Source organism: Salmonella sp. SAL04196 (genome assembly GCF_046550835.1).
Taxonomy (GTDB): domain Bacteria; phylum Pseudomonadota; class Gammaproteobacteria; order Enterobacterales; family Enterobacteriaceae; genus Salmonella; species Salmonella enterica.
In genome coordinates, this window is the sequence record NZ_JBGDXE010000009.1 from 65225 (window position 1) to 82153 (window position 16929).

13 protein-coding genes are annotated in these 16929 nt (G+C 54.5%); 4 read left to right on the forward strand and 9 right to left on the reverse strand.

The window, feature by feature from the left end; translation table 11 throughout:
• Positions 1-153: 153 nt before the first annotated feature.
• A complete protein-coding gene (gene gltD / locus ACLJPE_RS21260) occupies positions 154-1572 on the reverse strand; it encodes a glutamate synthase subunit GltD (RefSeq protein WP_000081633.1) in 1419 nt (472 codons plus the stop codon).
• Between the two features lie 9 nt (positions 1573-1581).
• A complete protein-coding gene (gltB, locus tag ACLJPE_RS21265; RefSeq protein ID WP_023233443.1) occupies positions 1582-6042 on the reverse strand; it encodes a glutamate synthase large subunit in 4461 nt (1486 codons plus the stop codon).
• A 671-nt stretch (positions 6043-6713) separates the two neighbouring features.
• Here gltB and ACLJPE_RS21270 point away from each other — a divergent pair.
• From ACLJPE_RS21270 to mtgA, 4 genes are all read left to right on the forward strand, one after another.
• Positions 6714-7643 carry a TIGR01212 family radical SAM protein gene (locus tag ACLJPE_RS21270; protein ID WP_001176881.1) on the forward strand — a complete coding sequence of 310 codons (930 nt, stop codon included), beginning with the start codon at positions 6714-6716 and terminating at the stop codon, positions 7641-7643.
• A gap of 93 nt (positions 7644-7736) precedes the next feature.
• Positions 7737-10073, forward strand: coding sequence for an aerobic respiration two-component sensor histidine kinase ArcB (gene arcB, locus ACLJPE_RS21275; RefSeq protein ID WP_000809807.1), 2337 nt, complete (start codon positions 7737-7739; stop codon positions 10071-10073).
• 226 nt (positions 10074-10299) lie between these two features.
• A complete protein-coding gene (elbB, locus tag ACLJPE_RS21280) occupies positions 10300-10953 on the forward strand; it encodes an isoprenoid biosynthesis glyoxalase ElbB (protein WP_000719811.1) in 654 nt (217 codons plus the stop codon).
• On the forward strand, positions 10950-11678 hold the full coding sequence (mtgA, locus tag ACLJPE_RS21285; RefSeq protein WP_001646420.1) for a monofunctional biosynthetic peptidoglycan transglycosylase: 729 nt from the start codon (positions 10950-10952) through the stop codon (positions 11676-11678). The genes elbB and mtgA overlap by 4 nt, the downstream gene beginning before the upstream one ends.
• 74 nt (positions 11679-11752) lie before the next feature.
• On the opposite strand, the gene yrbL is transcribed toward mtgA, so the two are convergent.
• The 7 genes from yrbL to lptB form a co-directional block, all read right to left on the reverse strand.
• The gene (yrbL, locus tag ACLJPE_RS21290) at positions 11753-12385 is read right to left on the reverse strand and encodes a PhoP regulatory network protein YrbL (protein WP_000576801.1); all 633 of its coding nucleotides are present in this window, start codon (positions 12383-12385) and stop codon (positions 11753-11755) included.
• A 249-nt stretch (positions 12386-12634) separates the two neighbouring features.
• Positions 12635-12907, reverse strand: a complete 273-nt coding sequence (gene npr / locus ACLJPE_RS21295; protein WP_000216797.1) for a PTS phosphocarrier protein NPr — start codon at positions 12905-12907, stop codon at positions 12635-12637.
• On the reverse strand, positions 12904-13758 hold the full coding sequence (gene rapZ, locus ACLJPE_RS21300; protein WP_000243749.1) for an RNase adapter RapZ: 855 nt from the start codon (positions 13756-13758) through the stop codon (positions 12904-12906). The genes npr and rapZ overlap by 4 nt, the downstream gene beginning before the upstream one ends.
• Before the next feature lie 45 nt (positions 13759-13803).
• On the reverse strand, positions 13804-14295 hold the full coding sequence (gene ptsN / locus ACLJPE_RS21305) for a PTS IIA-like nitrogen regulatory protein PtsN (RefSeq protein WP_000609332.1): 492 nt from the start codon (positions 14293-14295) through the stop codon (positions 13804-13806).
• A 117-nt stretch (positions 14296-14412) separates the two neighbouring features.
• A complete protein-coding gene (gene hpf, locus ACLJPE_RS21310) occupies positions 14413-14700 on the reverse strand; it encodes a ribosome hibernation promoting factor (RefSeq protein WP_001176589.1) in 288 nt (95 codons plus the stop codon).
• A gap of 22 nt (positions 14701-14722) precedes the next feature.
• Positions 14723-16156, reverse strand: coding sequence for an RNA polymerase factor sigma-54 (gene rpoN / locus ACLJPE_RS21315; protein WP_000809020.1), 1434 nt, complete (start codon positions 16154-16156; stop codon positions 14723-14725).
• 47 nt (positions 16157-16203) lie between these two features.
• On the reverse strand, positions 16204-16929 hold the full coding sequence (gene lptB / locus ACLJPE_RS21320) for an LPS export ABC transporter ATP-binding protein (protein WP_000224104.1): 726 nt from the start codon (positions 16927-16929) through the stop codon (positions 16204-16206).

Genomic DNA, 16929 nt, shown 5'->3' on the forward strand with positions numbered 1-16929 from the left:
CAGGCGTAAACGGATCAATCCATGAACGGATTTTACATGGCATTACATCTCGATTTACGAGCGGGTTTCCAGAATCGGCAGGAGAGATATTGAGGAGAGGAATATCGGCTCCCCAGCCATCAGCACAAGGCATTAACCGGGGAGCCGGAAGGGTTATACTTCGAGGTAGTTCATAATCCCGTCAGCCGCTTTACGGCCTTCCGCAATCGCCGTCACCACCAGATCGGAACCGCGCACGATGTCGCCACCGGCGAAGATTTTCGGGTTGCTGGTCTGGAAAGCATTATCGCTGCGTTCCGGCGCGATAATTCGTCCCTGCGAGTCCAGTTCCACGCTGTGTTTCGCCAGCCATTCCATGCTGTGTGGACGAAAACCAAACGCCATCACCACCGCATCAGCCGGAACCACATGCTCGGAACCGGCGACGATCTCCGCCCGCCGACGGCCTTTGGCATCCGGTTCGCCCATTTCAGTGCGCACCATTTTTACGCCGCTCACTTTGCCGTTGGCATTGACTTCAATGCCCAGCGGTTGAACGTTAAACTGAAATTCGACACCTTCCTCGCGCGCATTTTTCACTTCGCGTCTGGAACCCGGCATGTTCTCTTCATCACGACGATAAGCACAGGTTACGTGCGTTGCGCCCTGACGAATGGAGGTACGTACGCAGTCCATTGCGGTATCGCCGCCGCCCAGCACCACCACGCGTTTGCCTTCCATGCTGACATATGGTTCGTCGCTGGTTTCGCCAAACCCCATGATCTGCTTCGTATTGGCGATCAGGAACGGCAGAGCGTCGAATACGCCGTCCGCATTTTCATTTTCCAGCCCGCCGCGCATCGACTGATAGGTGCCGACGCCAAGGAATACCGCGTCGTACTCTTTCAACAGCTCGTCAAGTTCGACGTCGCGGCCCACTTCGGTATTAAGTTTGAACTCAATACCCATGCCGGTGAAGATCTCGCGACGGCGGGTCATCACCTCTTTTTCCAGTTTGAAAGCTGGAATACCGAAGGTCAGCAGGCCGCCGATTTCCGGATGGCGATCAAAGACTACCGCCTTCACGCCGTTGCGGGTCAGCACGTCGGCGCACGCCAGCCCTGCCGGACCTGCGCCGATAATCGCTACCCGTTTGTCCGTCTGGCGCACGCCGGTCATATCCGGGCGCCAGCCCATTTCGAACGCTTTATCGTTGATATAGCGCTCAATGTTACCGATGGTCACCGCGCCGAACTCATCGTGCAGCGTACAGGAGCCTTCACACAGGCGGTCCTGCGGGCAGACGCGGCCACACACTTCCGGCAGGGTGTTGGTCTGGTGCGATAGCTCAGCCGCCTCAAAAATACGCCCTTCATTAGCCAGTTTCAGCCAGTTCGGGATGTAGTTATGTACCGGACATTTCCACTCGCAGTAGGGGTTACCGCAGGACAAACAGCGATCCGCCTGGGCTTTCGCCTGACCTTCAGAAAACGGTTCGTAGATTTCAACAAATTCGATCTTACGGATCTTCAGCGGTTTTTTCGGCGGATCAACGCGCTGCAGGTCGATAAATTGATAAACATTCTGGCTCATTTCAATTCCTTACTGCGCCTGCACGCGCAATTCTGCCGCACTACGACTACGGTGGCCCAACAGGGCTTTGACATCGCTGGACTTGGGCTTAACTAACGCGAATTGGGTTGAGAAGCTTGACCACCTGGACAGGATCTCTTCGCCGCGTTGCGAACCAGTATGTTGCACGTGCTCGGTGATCAGGCCGCGCAGATGCTCTTCGTGGATAGCCAGCGAATCAACGTCCAGTACTTCTACCAGTTCCGGGTTCACGCGTTTACGGAATTCGCCATCTTCGTCCAGCACATAGGCGAAGCCGCCGGTCATTCCCGCGCCGAAGTTAACGCCGGTTTTACCCAGCACGCAGACGATGCCGCCGGTCATGTATTCACAGCCGTTGTCGCCGATACCCTCTACTACGGTAATCGCCCCGGAGTTACGCACGCCGAAACGTTCGCCCGCGCGGCCCGCTGCGTACAGACGACCACCGGTTGCTCCATACAGGCAGGTGTTGCCGATAATGCTGGCTTTATGGCTGAGGAAGGCGGAACCTACCGGCGGTCTGATGGCGATCAAACCGCCTGCCATACCTTTACCGACATAGTCGTTGGCATCGCCAGTCAGATATAACTCCACGCCGCCCGCGTTCCACACGCCAAAGCTCTGGCCTGCGGTACCGCTGAAGTGCGCTTTAATCGGATCGGAAGCCAGCCCCTGATCGCCGTGGGTCTGTGCGATGTAGCCGGAAAGCGACGCGCCGACGGAACGATCGGTGTTGCGGATGTCGAACCAGAAGGTTTTGCTCTGGCGCGCATCGATAAACGGTTTCGCCTGCTGCAACAGTTGCGCATTCAGCACGCCGTTATCAAACGGCGGGTTATTCTCGGTGCAGTACAGCGCTTTACCCGGATGAGGTTCAGCGGTTTCCAGTAGACGAGACAGCGCCAGCTTCTGCTGTTTCGCCGTAAAGCCCTCCAGCTCTTTCAGCAGGTCGGTGCGGCCAATCAAATCCACCAGGCGGGTCACGCCAAGCGAAGCCATCAGCTCGCGCACTTCGCGGGCGATAAATTCAAAGTAGTTGGTCACTTTGAACGGCAGGCCGTGATAGTGGTTCTTACGCAGTTTTTCATCCTGCGTCGCTACGCCGGTTGCGCAGTTATTCAGGTGGCAGATACGCAGATATTTACAGCCCAGCGCCACCATCGGGCCGGTGCCGAAGCCGAAACTTTCCGCACCGAGAATCGCCGCTTTAATGATGTCGACGCCGGTTTTCAGACCGCCGTCCACCTGCAGACGAATCTTGTGACGCAGACCGTTGGCGACCAGCGCCTGCTGGGTTTCAACAAGTCCGAGTTCCCACGGGCAGCCAGCGTATTTCACCGAAGAGAGCGGGCTGGCGCCAGTACCGCCGTCGTAACCGGCGATAGTAATCAGATCCGCATAGGCTTTCGCCACGCCGGTCGCGATGGTGCCAACGCCCGGTTCGGACACCAGCTTCACGGAGATCATCGCCTTCGGGTTGACCTGCTTGAGGTCGAAAATGAGCTGCGCTAAGTCCTCGATAGAGTAGATATCGTGGTGCGGCGGCGGGGAGATCAGCGTCACGCCCGGCACTGAATAACGCAGTTTAGCGATATACGGAGTGACTTTATCCCCCGGCAACTGACCGCCTTCGCCCGGTTTCGCGCCCTGCGCGACTTTAATCTGAATCACATCGGCATTGACCAGGTACGCTGGCGTCACGCCAAAACGGCCGGAAGCCACCTGCTTGATACGCGACACTTTATTGGTGCCGTAGCGCGCCGGGTCTTCGCCGCCTTCGCCGGAGTTGGAGTTGCCGCCGAGGCTGTTCATCGCTTCCGCCAGCGCTTCGTGCGCTTCCGGACTTAATGCGCCGATAGACATGGCTGCGGTATCAAAGCGTTTAAACAGCTCACTGGCGGGTTCAACCTCGTCAATAGTCACCGCCTCGCCGTCTGGATGTATCGCCAGCAGATCGCGCAGCGTTGCCGCCGGACGCTCATTGACCAGTTTGGCGTATTCCTGATAATCGCTGTACTCGCCGCTCTGTACCGCCTGTTGCAGGGTACGCACGACATCCGGGTTATAGGCGTGATATTCGCCGCCGTGGACGTACTTCAGCAGGCCGCCCGGGCTAATGGGTTTGCGCGCCAGCCAGGCGCGTTTGGAGAGATTCAGCAGATCCTGCTGGAAGTCATCAAAGCTCGCGCCGCCGATACGGCTGACCACTCCCTGGAAGCACAGGTTTACCACATCATCGTGCAGTCCGACCGCTTCAAATAGTTTGGAGCAACGGTAAGAGGCAATGGTCGAAATGCCCATTTTGGACATAATCTTGTACAGCCCCTTGTTGATGCCGTTACGGTAGTTCTGCATCACGGTACGGTAGTTTTTGGCGATGGCCTGGGTATCAATCAGACGCCCCAGCGTTTCGTAGGCCAGGTACGGATAGATGGCCGTTGCGCCAAAGCCGAGCAGTACCGCAAAGTGATGCGGATCGCGGGCGCTTCCGGTTTCTACGATGATGTTGGCGTCGCAGCGCAGGCTTTGTTCTACCAGACGAGTCTGCACCGCGCCCACCGCCATCGGCGCGGGGACCGGCAGGCGATTCTTACCGATATTGCGATCCGAGAGGACCAGCAGCACGGTACCGTTACGCACCATCTGTTCCGCTTTATCGCACAGCGCTTTAACCGTCGCGTCCAGTGTGGTTTCGGTGACATCAAAGGTAATATCAAGCCAGTCGGCGCGGTAGTGATGCTCGCTCATGGTGGTGAGCTGTTTGAAATCGGAGTACAGCAGAATTGGCGATTTAAAACTCAGGCGATGGGCCTGACCTTCCGCTTCGCAGAAGACGTTCATTTCGCGACCGATGCTGGTGGCGAGCGACATGACGTGCGCTTCACGCAGCGGGTCGATAGGCGGGTTAGTGACCTGCGCGAACTGCTGGCGGAAGTAGTCGTAAATAATACGCGGCTGGCTGGAGAGCACGGCAAAGGGGGTATCGTCGCCCATTGAACCGACGGCTTCCTGGCCGTTTTCGCCCAAAACGCGGATAACCGAGTCCAGCTCTTCGGCGCTGTAGTTAAACTGTTTTTGATAGCTGGCGAGCAGGTCATCGTCCAGTTCGCGGCTACCGACTTCTTCATCAGGCAGCTCTTCAAACGGCACCAGACGGCGAACATTCTTTTCCATCCACGCTTTATACGGATGGCGGCTTTTCAGATCGTCATCGGTTTCCGCGGAATGCAGAATACGTCCGCCGCGGGTGTCGATCACCATCAGCTCGCCTGGACCGACGCGGCCTTTCTCGACCACTTCATCCGGCTGATAGTCCCAGATACCGACTTCGGAGGCGCAGGTGATCAGCTTGTCTTTGGTAATGACATAGCGTGCCGGGCGCAGGCCGTTACGGTCAAGGTTACAGGCGGCGAAGCGCCCGTCGGACATCACGATGCCTGCCGGACCGTCCCACGGCTCCATATGCATGGAGTTAAAGTCAAAGAAGGCGCGCAGATCCTGGTCCATATCGGGGTTGTTCTGCCAGGCGGGCGGCACCAACAGGCGCATGGCGCGGATGATGTCCATCCCGCCTGCCAGCAGCAGTTCCAGCATGTTGTCCAGCGAGCTGGAATCCGAACCGGTTTCGTTAACAAACGGCGCAGCGGACTGTAAATCCGGGATCAGCGGCGTCTGGAATTTATAGGTACGGGCGCGCGCCCACTGGCGGTTGCCGGTGATGGTGTTAATCTCGCCGTTATGCGCCAGGTAGCGGAACGGCTGCGCCAGCGGCCAACGCGGCACGGTGTTAGTGGAAAAGCGCTGGTGGAACAGGCAGATGGCCGATTCCAGACGCAGATCCGCAAGATCCAAGTAGAAGCGCGGCAGATCCGCCGGCATACACAGACCTTTATAAATGTTGACCAGATTCGACAGGCTGCATACGTAGAAATCTTTGTCGTCCTGCAGACGTTTTTCAATACGTCGGCGGGCGATAAACAGACGGCGCTCCATATCGCGCGGACGCCAGCCCGCCGGAGCGTTGACAAAAATCTGCTCAATACGCGGCAGGGAGGAGAGGGCGATTTCACCGAGCACGCCTTCATTGGTTGGCACATCGCGCCAGCCGACAATCGACAGGGTTTCCTGCTGTAATTCTTCTTCGACAATATGGCGTGACGCGGCGGCCAGTTCAGGATCTTTATTCAAAAAGATCATCCCGACGGCGTAGTTTTTGGCTAAGCGCCAGCCGCGCTCTTCGGCCACGATGCGAAAGAAACGGTCAGGTTTTTGTAACAGCAAGCCGCAACCGTCGCCGGTTTTACCGTCGGCAAGGATCGCCCCACGGTGCTGCATCCGGGCCAGCGCGTGTATGGCGGTACGCACTACCTTGTGGCTAGGTTCGCCTTCTATGTGGGCGATCAGGCCGAAACCACAGTTATCCTTCTCAAGGGATTTATCGTACAACATATCAGTGAACCTCCCCAGGCTCTACGGGACGCTCTCCCAACCGACGGCGCGCGGGCACAGCAAGAGCATGGCGACGGGGCTGGCGCATCATACGCTTACCTCGCATTCGCCCTCTTTGTGTCCTTTGCGCATTGGTAAATACGGTTAAGAGGGAATCTCAATTACTGCATAAATATGATGAGCAGACGGCTCATCCAGAAAGCTTCCAGCGGATCCCCAACTTATCGGGAATCCACACCCAGGTCAAATGGCAAACTGATTTATGCAAAAGTGTGCTGTAGCACAGATAACTTTTTGAATATATTGAAATTAAAAGGTTTTTTATAGAGTGGCTGCTAATACGGAGCGGCAGAAAGCCTGTGATCTGTCTCACTATAAGAGCCGCTCGCCAGACGTTATCTGACCTTGCTTTTTCAAAAATCTTGGCATTTTATGCTGTTTTAAGCGTGAGCAGTATTGAATGCTACTGTTTTTATCGATGACCCAGCAAACGCTGAAAAAAGAGGGGAATATCAGGAAAAATCATCAGCGGGATTATGAATGAAATATCGTTTATTTTGCTTGATTATGCAATGGATAAAAGCCTTCCGGGACGATTGATCCAGGTCATCGCCAAAGGAGACTAAAAATGGCAGGCTTTGGCCTCTTTTTAAGAGGCGGTCTATCAGATTATGCAGTTACAGAAATTAGTCAATATGTTTGGTGGGGATCTTTTACGTCGGTATGGGCAAAAGGTTCATAAGCTGACGCTTCATGGCGGTTTTAGCTGCCCTAATCGCGACGGTACCATCGGGCGTGGCGGTTGCACCTTCTGTAATGTCGCCTCTTTTGCCGATGAGGCGCAGCAGCATCATTCGATTGCCGAGCAGCTTGCGCATCAGGCGCATCTGGTGAACCGCGCTAAACGCTATCTGGCCTATTTCCAGGCCTACACCAGCACCTTTGCGGAAGTGCAGGTGCTGCGTTCCATGTATCAACAGGCGGTCAGCCAGGCCAGTATCGTCGGGTTATGTGTCGGTACGCGTCCGGATTGCGTCCCTCAGGCAGTAGTAGATTTACTGTGTGAATATAAAGATCAAGGCTACGAGGTGTGGCTGGAACTGGGATTGCAAACCGCGCACGATAAAACCCTGCACCGAATTAACCGCGGGCATGACTTCGCCTGCTATCAGCGTACCACCCGGATTGCCCGGGAGCGCGGGCTGAAAGTGTGCGCGCATCTGATTGTGGGGCTGCCGGGAGAAGGGCAGGCAGAATGCCTGCAAACCATGGAGCGTGTGGTGGAGACGGGCGTAGACGGTATTAAACTGCATCCGCTACATATTGTGAAAGGCAGTACGATGGCCAAAGCCTGGGAAGCGGGGCGGCTGAACGGCATCGAACTGGAAGACTACACGCTAACGGCAGGTGAGATGATTCGTCATACGCCGCCGGAGATAATTTATCACCGGATTTCAGCCAGCGCTCGCCGTCCGACGCTGCTTGCCCCGCTGTGGTGTGAGAATCGCTGGACGGGGATGGTTGAGCTGGACAAATACCTGAATGAGCATGGCGTACAGGGCTCTGCGCTGGCCCGTCCCTGGATACCACCTGTAGCGTAGCGTGATGAGGGGCGCTACGCATATTTCGCACAATATTCAACGCGGTTCCCATAATTGGGTATTATGTGCGAAGTTGTGGTGAAGGAATCCTCTATGAAGCAAATTCGTATGCTGGCGCAATACTATGTCGACCTGATGATGAAATTGGGTCTGGTGCGCTTTTCCATGCTCCTGGCGTTGGCATTGGTGGTGCTGGCGATTGTCGTGCAGATGGCGGTGACCATGGTGCTGCATGGTCAGGTTGAAAGTATCGACGTCATTCGCTCCATCTTTTTTGGCCTGTTAATTACGCCCTGGGCGGTCTATTTCTTATCCGTTGTTGTTGAACAACTGGAAGAGTCAAGGCAGCGACTGTCGCGTTTGGTGCAAAAGCTGGAGGAGATGCGCGAGCGCGATCTCAAGCTTAACGTACAGTTGAAGGACAATATTGCCCAGCTTAATCAGGAAATTGCCGATCGCGAAAAAGCGGAAGCGGAGCTGCATGAGACATTTGAACAGCTAAAAGTAGAAATTAAAGAGCGTGAAGAAGCGCAAATCCAGCTAGAACAGCAATCCTCTTTTCTGCGCTCCTTTCTGGACGCCTCGCCGGATTTGGTTTTTTATCGTAATGAGGATAAAGAATTTTCCGGCTGTAACCGCGCAATGGAATTGCTAACCGGCAAGAGCGAAAAACAGCTGGTGCATTTGAAGCCGGAAGATGTGTACTCTCCCGAAGCGGCGGAGAAAGTCATTGAAACCGATGAAAAAGTATTCCGCCATAACGTCTCCCTGACCTACGAACAGTGGCTGGATTACCCGGACGGACGAAAAGCCTGCTTTGAAATTCGTAAAGTGCCTTATTACGACCGTGTCGGTAAACGTCATGGCCTGATGGGATTTGGCCGTGATATTACCGAACGTAAGCGTTATCAGGACGCGCTGGAGCGCGCCAGCCGCGACAAGACCACGTTTATCTCTACCATCAGTCATGAGCTGCGCACCCCGCTTAACGGCATCGTCGGTTTAAGCCGCATCCTGCTGGATACCGATCTCACCGCCGAACAGGAAAAATACCTTAAGACAATCCATGTCTCCGCCGTGACGTTAGGCAATATTTTCAATGATATCATTGATATGGATAAGATGGAGCGGCGTAAGGTTCAGCTTGATAACCAACCGGTTGATTTCACCAGCTTTATGGCCGATCTGGAAAACCTTTCCGGTTTGCAGGCGCAGCAAAAAGGGCTACGTTTTGTGCTTGAGCCGACGCTGCCGCTGCCGCACAAAGTTATTACCGACGGAACGCGTCTGCGCCAGATTTTATGGAATTTGATCAGCAATGCGGTGAAGTTTACTCAGCAGGGCCAGGTGACGGTGCGGGCGCGCTATGATGAAGGCGACATGCTGCACTTTGAAGTGGAAGATTCCGGGATCGGCATTCCGCAGGATGAGCAGGATAAAATTTTCGCCATGTATTATCAGGTGAAAGACAGTCATGGCGGTAAGCCGGCGACGGGTACCGGTATCGGGCTGGCGGTCTCCCGTCGGCTGGCGAAAAATATGGGCGGCGATATTACCGTCTCCAGTCTGCCGGGCAAAGGATCGACCTTTACGCTAACGGTTCATGCGCCAGCGGTGGCGGAAGAGGTGGAGGACGCCTTTGATGAAGACGACATGCCGCTGCCCGCGCTGCATGTTCTGCTGGTCGAAGATATTGAACTGAACGTGATCGTAGCGCGTTCGGTACTGGAAAAACTGGGGAACAGCGTGGATGTCGCGATGACCGGCAAGGCGGCGCTGGAGATGTTCGCGCCGGGCGAATATGACCTGGTCTTACTAGATATTCAGCTACCGGATATGACGGGTCTGGATATCGCCAGAGAACTGACCCGTCGCCACACGCGAGAAGATTTACCGCCGCTGGTAGCGCTTACGGCTAACGTTCTGAAAGATAAAAAAGAGTATCTGGACGCTGGTATGGACGATGTGCTGAGTAAGCCGCTGTCGGTGCCGGCCTTAACCGCGATGATTAAAAAATTCTGGGATGCCACCGATAAAGAGGAGAGTACCGTGACGCCTGAAGAGAGCGATAAAGCGCAAGCGCTGCTGGATATCCCGATGCTGGAACAATACATCGAGTTGGTCGGGCCTAAATTGATTACCGACGGTCTCGCGGTGTTTGAAAAAATGATGCCTGGCTATTTAAGCGTGCTGGAGTCCAATCTGACGGCGCGTGACAAAAAAGGCGTCGTTGAGGAAGGGCATAAGATTAAAGGCGCCGCCGGTTCGGTAGGGCTGCGTCATCTGCAACAACTTGGCCAGCAAATCCAGTCGCCGGATCTTCCCGCCTGGGAAGATAATGTCGCGGAATGGATTGAAGAGATGAAGCAGGAGTGGCAGCACGATGTCGCGGTGCTGAAAGCCTGGGTGGCAAACGCGGAAAAAAAATGACCCCGGTTTGACCGGGGTGCGCGAATACTGCGCCAACACCAGGGAAATCGTGGCTGCGCCGTGCTTATTATGATGATGTCAAAGGCGCAGTCCTGTTTTCAGGCCGCACGCAGTTAAGATAGCAAATCCTAAATGATTTGTTACATGAATCATTTAAATGTGTGAAGCGTAGCATTTTAATCAAAATTATTAATGGGCTTGAGTCGGTTGCAGGAGGATGTTCACCATGAAAAAAATTGGCGTAGTGCTCAGCGGATGCGGCGTCTATGACGGCGCCGAAATTCATGAGGCCGTTCTGACGCTGTTGGCCATTGCCCGCAGCGGCGCGCAGGCTGTCTGCTTCGCGCCGGATAAACCACAAGCGGATGTTATTAATCACCTGACCGGCGAAGCGATGGCTGAAACGCGTAACGTTCTGATTGAGGCGGCGCGTATTACGCGGGGCGATATTCGTCCCCTGTCCCAGGCTCAGCCAGAGGAACTGGATGCGCTCATTGTGCCCGGCGGTTTCGGCGCGGCGAAGAACCTGAGTAATTTCGCCAGCCAGGGGAGCGAATGCCGGGTGGATAGCGATGTCGTCGCGCTGGCGAAGGCCATGCACCAGTCCGGCAAGCCGCTGGGATTCATCTGTATCGCGCCCGCAATGTTGCCGAAAATCTTTGACTTCCCGCTACGTCTGACAATAGGGACGGATATTGATACCGCTGAAGTACTTGAAGAGATGGGCGCCGAACACGTACCTTGCCCGGTTGATGATATCGTTGTGGACGAGGATAACAAGGTCGTGACCACCCCTGCCTATATGCTGGCGCAGGATATCGCCCAGGCGGCAAGCGGCATTGATAAATTAGTGTCGCGCGTGCTGGTTCTGGCGGAATGAGCAAACGACGCATCGCGCCGTTAAGGTTTTTGCGCCGTCTACTTTTACGTATCCTTGCTGCGCTCGCCGTCTTTTGGGGCGGCGGCATTGCGCTGTTTAGCGTGGTTCCGGTGCCTTTTTCGGCGGTGATGGCGGAACGGCAGATTAGCGCCTGGCTGAGTGGAGAGTTCGGTTATGTGGCGCATTCTGACTGGGTCAGTATGGCGGATATCTCGCCGTGGATGGGGCTGGCGGTAATTGCGGCGGAAGACCAGAAGTTCCCTGAGCACTGGGGCTTTGATGTTCCGGCGATTGAAAAAGCGCTGGCGCATAATGAGCGGAATGAGAGCCGTATTCGCGGCGCCTCTACGCTTTCGCAGCAAACGGCGAAAAATCTCTTTTTATGGGATGGACGCAGTTGGCTGCGCAAAGGTCTGGAGGCTGGGCTAACGCTGGGCATTGAAACTGTCTGGAGCAAAAAGCGCATCCTCACGGTTTATCTGAATATCGCGGAGTTTGGCGATGGTATTTTTGGCGTGGAGGCTGCGGCACAACGGTATTTTCATAAACCCGCCAGCCGCTTAAATATGTCCGAAGCCGCGTTACTGGCGGCCGTGCTGCCTAACCCGATTCGCTATAAGGCGAATGCGCCTTCTGGCTATGTGCGTAGCCGGCAGGCGTGGATTATGCGCCAGATGCGCCAACTGGGCGGGGAATCTTTTATGACGCGCAACCAGCTTAATTAATTTTGCCGATTGGCGGCGCGAACGCCTTATCCGGCCTGCGATCTGTGTCGTCCAGGCCTGATAAGTACAGGCCATTAAGCTTCGTGAGAAGTAAGCGCCAGCCGTTTCTTGTCTTTTGGCTGCGCGCCCCTCTCCAGGGCAACGGCCAGCGCAGGCTGGGCGATAAACCGCTGCCACACTCTCTCCAGTTTGCGTTCACAGCACCATGTTGACCAGGTCGCCAGCGGGATAAAGGTACTTTCCCCCAGATTGTCGCAAACCACCGGAACCACTTCTGACTCGCTGATACGCTGGCACAGGATGTTTTGCGGCTTCAGCGACATCGTCACAATATGGTTATCCAGCAGGTAACGTTTCAGTTTTTTCAGTAGCCGCCGCAGGACAGCGACATCCTCTTCATAACGACATTGCGCGGCGAACTCGGTCAGGGTAATAGAGGGCGCGCCGTTGAAATCGGTAATCATGTCGTAGACATAGCCGGTGCCGCAATCGGTTTCTACCGTGCCGTAATAACGGGGGATAGCGCTCCAGTCTGTCAGATAGCGGGACAGATGCGCATAGTAGCTCAGTTCACGCCGAATCTCTTTATCACCGCCGTGGTCACGGTTGTAAATGACTTTTATGCAACGCCGGGCATTATCCGGATGCGTATAGCATTTACGATGTCGACCGGCGCCCAGCGGAGTCTGTTTGGATAAGAAGATCATGGCAAGTCCTGGAAAAATTTATTCACATAAATTTAGTATGGACAAAGAACTTAAACAAAACCTAAACGAAATTTTTTAAGGTTTTCTTAATGTTTTTATGCATAGGTAAAGCGCACGAAATGTACAAATCTTACGAAAGGGTGGGGCTGCGGGACAAGTGGCAGGCAGGCGTAACACGCCCGGTTTTGGGGTGACTGTCATCAAATACCGGGACGGCGTTGGGGGAAAATAGGGTATAGAGGGGGAGGTTTAGTCTTCGTCAAAGCCGGAATTGAACAGCGCGATAACCGCCGCCAGCGCTTCAACTTCTTGCGGGCCGGTGGCTTCAATTTCGATCTGACGCCCTTTGGCGGAGTCGAGCATTAACAGAGCGATGACGCTATTTGCTTCCGCTTCGGTGCCTTCGTCATTGCGTAATAGCACCTCGGCGTCAAAACCCTGCATCAGTTCGAAAAGCTTCATGGCAGGCCGGGCATGCATGCCCAGCTTATTGGTGACTTCAACAGTTTGCTTTACGGTCATGTTTTGCGTTTTTCCAGCGTGCGATGGCGAGACTGGACATTTTTACCGCGCGAGCGGAAGTAGTCTGCCAGCTGTTCTGCAATATACACCGAACGGTGTTTCCCGCCGGTACAACCGATAGCGACGGTAAGGTAGCTGCGGTTGTTGGTCTCCAGCATCGGTAACCATAGCTCAAGATAGCTGCGAGTCTGATAGATAAAATTGTGAACTTCTGTGTGTCGGTCAAGAAACGCGGCTACCGGCTTATCAAGCCCGGTCATGGGGCGCAGTTTTGGATCCCAGTGCGGGTTGGGCAGAAAGCGGACATCAAACACATAGTCCGCATCAATCGGGATACCATGTTTAAAGCCGAAGGACTCAAATACCATCGTCAGTTCGCGCTCGCGTTTGCCCAACAGCCGGGTACGCAGCATCTCCGCCAGCTCATGGACGGACATTTCTGAAGTGTCGACGATCAGATCCGCACGTGAGCGTAACGGCTCCAGCAAGTCACTCTCTTTATCGATCGCACTCTCTAAAGAAAGGTTTTTGCTGGAAAGCGGATGCAAACGGCGCGTGTCGCTGTAGCGGCGAATCAAGGTATTGCGGTCGGCATCAAGAAACAGCAATTGCGGCGAGAAAGCGCCAGGCAGATTATTCATCGCCTGTTCAAAAATCTCAGGTGATTCAGGCATATTGCGCACATCAATGCTGACGGCGGCGGAAATCTGGCGATCGGCCAGCGTTCGCGCCAGATCGGGCAACAGCACGACGGGGAGGTTATCCACGCAGTAAAATCCCATATCTTCCAGCGCGCGCAGAGCGACAGATTTACCTGATCCGGAACGCCCGCTGACGATCATCAGTACCATGTACCGTTTCTCCTCACAACGACAGAAAGAAATGCCATTGAGTTGTTATGCCTCATTCTGCTCACCTTCGGTGTCAGTAATGATTTGATACAGCTCTTCATCATTCAGCGCCGCGCGCAGGCGGCGGCAGATCGTTTTATCCGCCAGACGTTTCGCCACCAGCGACAGCGTGTGCAGATGCGTTTTAGTTTGATCGGCGGGCACCAGCAGGGCGAAGAGGAGATCGACCGGCTGGTTATCGATGGCGTCGAACGCGATCGGCGTTTCGAGCTGAACGAACACGCCGACGGCGCGTAAGGTATCTTCTTCCAGTTTCCCGTGCGGGATGGCGATACCATTACCAATACCGGTACTGCCCATTTTTTCGCGTGTCAGAATGGCTTCAAACACGACCTGAGGAGGTAAACTGAGCTGTTTTGCCGCCAGTTCGCTGATGATTTCCAGCGCGCGTTTCTTACTCTGACAATGAACGCCGCTACGCGTACACTCCTGGTTAAGTACACTGCTCAGTTGTAGAGTCGTATCGTTATTTATCATAATTTCACCTAAGAACCTGTCCTGTCAGGTTGATGGCCAGGTTCGGAGCGCTAACTGTACAAATGGCCCGTTGTGTCACACAACAGGCCGTCCTGCACTGGCTAACTGCCCGGACAATTAGTGTTGTTTCAGTTTATCTTTATGCCTGGTTAACTGCCTTGCCAGTTTATCAATCAAGCCGTCAATGGCGGCATACATATCCTGGCCTTCCGCGCTGGCGTGAATTTCGCCGCCGTTAACGTGTAGCGTCGCATCCGAGATATGCGTGACCTTCTCCACTTTCAACACCACGTATACCTGATTAATCCGCTCAAAATACTGTTCAAGTTTGGCGAATTTTGTCGTCACAAATTCACGCAGGGCTTCAGTAATTTCGACATTATGTCCGGTGATATTGAGCTGCATAGTGTCTTCCTTATCGGTTGGGTCAAACCAGCTGTTTGCGTTGGTTTGACGGCGGAATGGATAAAGACTCTCGGTACTTCGCAACAGTGCGGCGCGCCACCATGATACCTTGTTCTGACAGCAGAGAGGTTAACTTGCTGTCGCTCAGTGGTTTCGCGGGGTTTTCCGCCGCAATTAACTTCTTCACCAGCGCGCGAATCGCGGTGGAAGAGGCTTCGCCTCCGCCTTCGGTATTGACGTGGCTGGAAAAGAAATATTTGAGTTCAAAAATACCGCGCGGGCTGTGCAAATACTTCTGCGTGGTCACGCGGGATATAGTGGATTCGTGCATCTCGACGGCCTGGGCGATATCCGCCAGTACCATCGGTTTCATATATTCTTCGCCCTGTTCAAAAAAGGCTTGCTGTTGCTCGACGATGCAGCGACTGACGCGCAGCAGCGTGTCGTTGCGGCTTTCAAGGCTTTTTATCAGCCACTTCGCATCCTGTAAATTACTGCGGATGAACTGGCTGTCGGCATCGTTGCGCGCGCTATTGCACATGGCGGCATAGTGCTGGTTAATCTGTAAACGGGGAATACTGTCGCTATTAAGCTCCACCGTCCAGCGACCGTTATGCTTGCGTACCAGCACATCCGGGATAACGTACTCCGGCTCACCGGTCTGGATCGATTGACCGGGTCTGGGATCGAGCGACTGAATCAGGTTTACCGCCTCTTTCAGCACCTCTTCTTTTAGTCGGGTAACGCGCATCAACGTGCGGAAATCGTGGTTGGCCAGCAGATCAAGGTGATCGCAGATAATAAGCCGCGCCTCTTCCAGCCACGGCGTGGATTTGTCGAATTGTGAAAGCTGGATCAGCAGACAGTCGCGAAGATCTTTTGCCGCGACGCCTACCGGATCAAAACGCTGAATGCGCTTCAGAACGGCTTCAACCTCATCGAGATCCACCTCTACATCGCCCATGCTTTCGCGAATTTCGTCCAGGGATACGGTGAGATAACCGGTATCATCTACCGCGTCGACAATGGATGTCGCAATAGCGCGATCGGTGTCCGAGAAGGGCGTTAGCTCAACCTGCCACATCAGATAATCCTGCAACGACTGCGTCGTTTCGCCCTGATAGACGGGCAGCTCATCGTCGATATAATCGCCGCTGGGGCCGGACGGCGTCCCGGCGGTGTAAATTTCATCCCAACTGGCGTCAAGCGGCAGCTCTTCCGGCATCTCTTTTTGTTCGAGCGCGTCGGCGGTATCGAGAGGATCGTTATCCTGAGGTTGCTGAGTGTCGATTTCGTCATGAAGATCGGTTTGCTCAAGCAGCGGGTTATTTTCCAGCGCTTGCTGGAGTTCCTGCTGAAGTTCCAGCGTAGACAACTGCAACAGACGGATGGCCTGTTGTAGCTGAGGCGTCATCGCCAGTTGTTGGCTAAGCCTGAGTTGCAAACCTTGCTTCATATTCAGAGTCGTTTTCTCCCGCTAGAGCAGCATAGCCCTCTACCCTATCAGAGTCTGAAGTCTTCCCCAAGATATACACGCTTAACGTGTTCGTCTTGCAGGATTTCTGTCGGCGTACCGTGGGCAATAAGGTGGCCCTGGCTCACGATATAGGCGCGTTCACAGACTGCCAGCGTCTCACGGACGTTATGGTCGGTGATCAGCACGCCGAGCCCGCTATCGCGCAGATGCTCGATAATGCGTTTGATGTCGATAACGGAAATCGGGTCAACGCCGGCAAACGGTTCATCCAGCAGGATAAATTTGGGATTAGCGGCCAACGCGCGGGCTATTTCTACACGACGGCGTTCACCACCGGACAGCGCCTGTCCCATACTGTCGCGCAGATGCTCAATATGAAACTCTTCCATCAGCTCGTTGGCGCGGTCTTCTCGCTGTTCTGCGGTCAAATCGTCACGAATTTGCAGTACCGCCATCAGGTTATCAAATACGCTGAGACGGCGGAAAATAGAGGCTTCCTGCGGCAAATAGCCGATACCGCGGCGCGCGCGCGCGTGCAGCGGCAGCAGACTGATATCTTCATCATCGATGATGATATTGCCCGCGTCACGCGGCACGATACCGACGACCATATAAAAGGTGGTGGTTTTACCCGCGCCGTTTGGACCGAGCAGCCCGACAATCTCCCCGGAGTTAACGGTCAGACTGACATCTTCCACTACGCGACGGCCTTTATAGGCCTTCGCCAGATTCTTTGCAGTTAATGTTGCCAT

Coding starts and splice junctions, on each gene's coding strand:
- hpf (WP_001176589.1), bottom strand. CDS start 14,700: ATGCAGCTCAATATCACCGGACATAATGTCGAAATTACTGAAGCCCTG.
- ACLJPE_RS21270 (WP_001176881.1), top strand. CDS start 6,714: ATGCAGTTACAGAAATTAGTCAATATGTTTGGTGGGGATCTTTTACGT.
- ptsN (WP_000609332.1), bottom strand. CDS start 14,295: ATGATAAATAACGATACGACTCTACAACTGAGCAGTGTACTTAACCAG.
- rpoN (WP_000809020.1), bottom strand. CDS start 16,156: ATGAAGCAAGGTTTGCAACTCAGGCTTAGCCAACAACTGGCGATGACG.
- elbB (WP_000719811.1), top strand. CDS start 10,300: ATGAAAAAAATTGGCGTAGTGCTCAGCGGATGCGGCGTCTATGACGGC.
- arcB (WP_000809807.1), top strand. CDS start 7,737: ATGAAGCAAATTCGTATGCTGGCGCAATACTATGTCGACCTGATGATG.
- yrbL (WP_000576801.1), bottom strand. CDS start 12,385: ATGATCTTCTTATCCAAACAGACTCCGCTGGGCGCCGGTCGACATCGT.
- gltB (WP_023233443.1), bottom strand. CDS start 6,042: ATGTTGTACGATAAATCCCTTGAGAAGGATAACTGTGGTTTCGGCCTG.
- rapZ (WP_000243749.1), bottom strand. CDS start 13,758: ATGGTACTGATGATCGTCAGCGGGCGTTCCGGATCAGGTAAATCTGTC.
- mtgA (WP_001646420.1), top strand. CDS start 10,950: ATGAGCAAACGACGCATCGCGCCGTTAAGGTTTTTGCGCCGTCTACTT.
- lptB (WP_000224104.1), bottom strand. CDS start 16,929: ATGGCAACATTAACTGCAAAGAATCTGGCGAAGGCCTATAAAGGCCGT.
- gltD (WP_000081633.1), bottom strand. CDS start 1,572: ATGAGCCAGAATGTTTATCAATTTATCGACCTGCAGCGCGTTGATCCG.
- npr (WP_000216797.1), bottom strand. CDS start 12,907: ATGACCGTAAAGCAAACTGTTGAAGTCACCAATAAGCTGGGCATGCAT.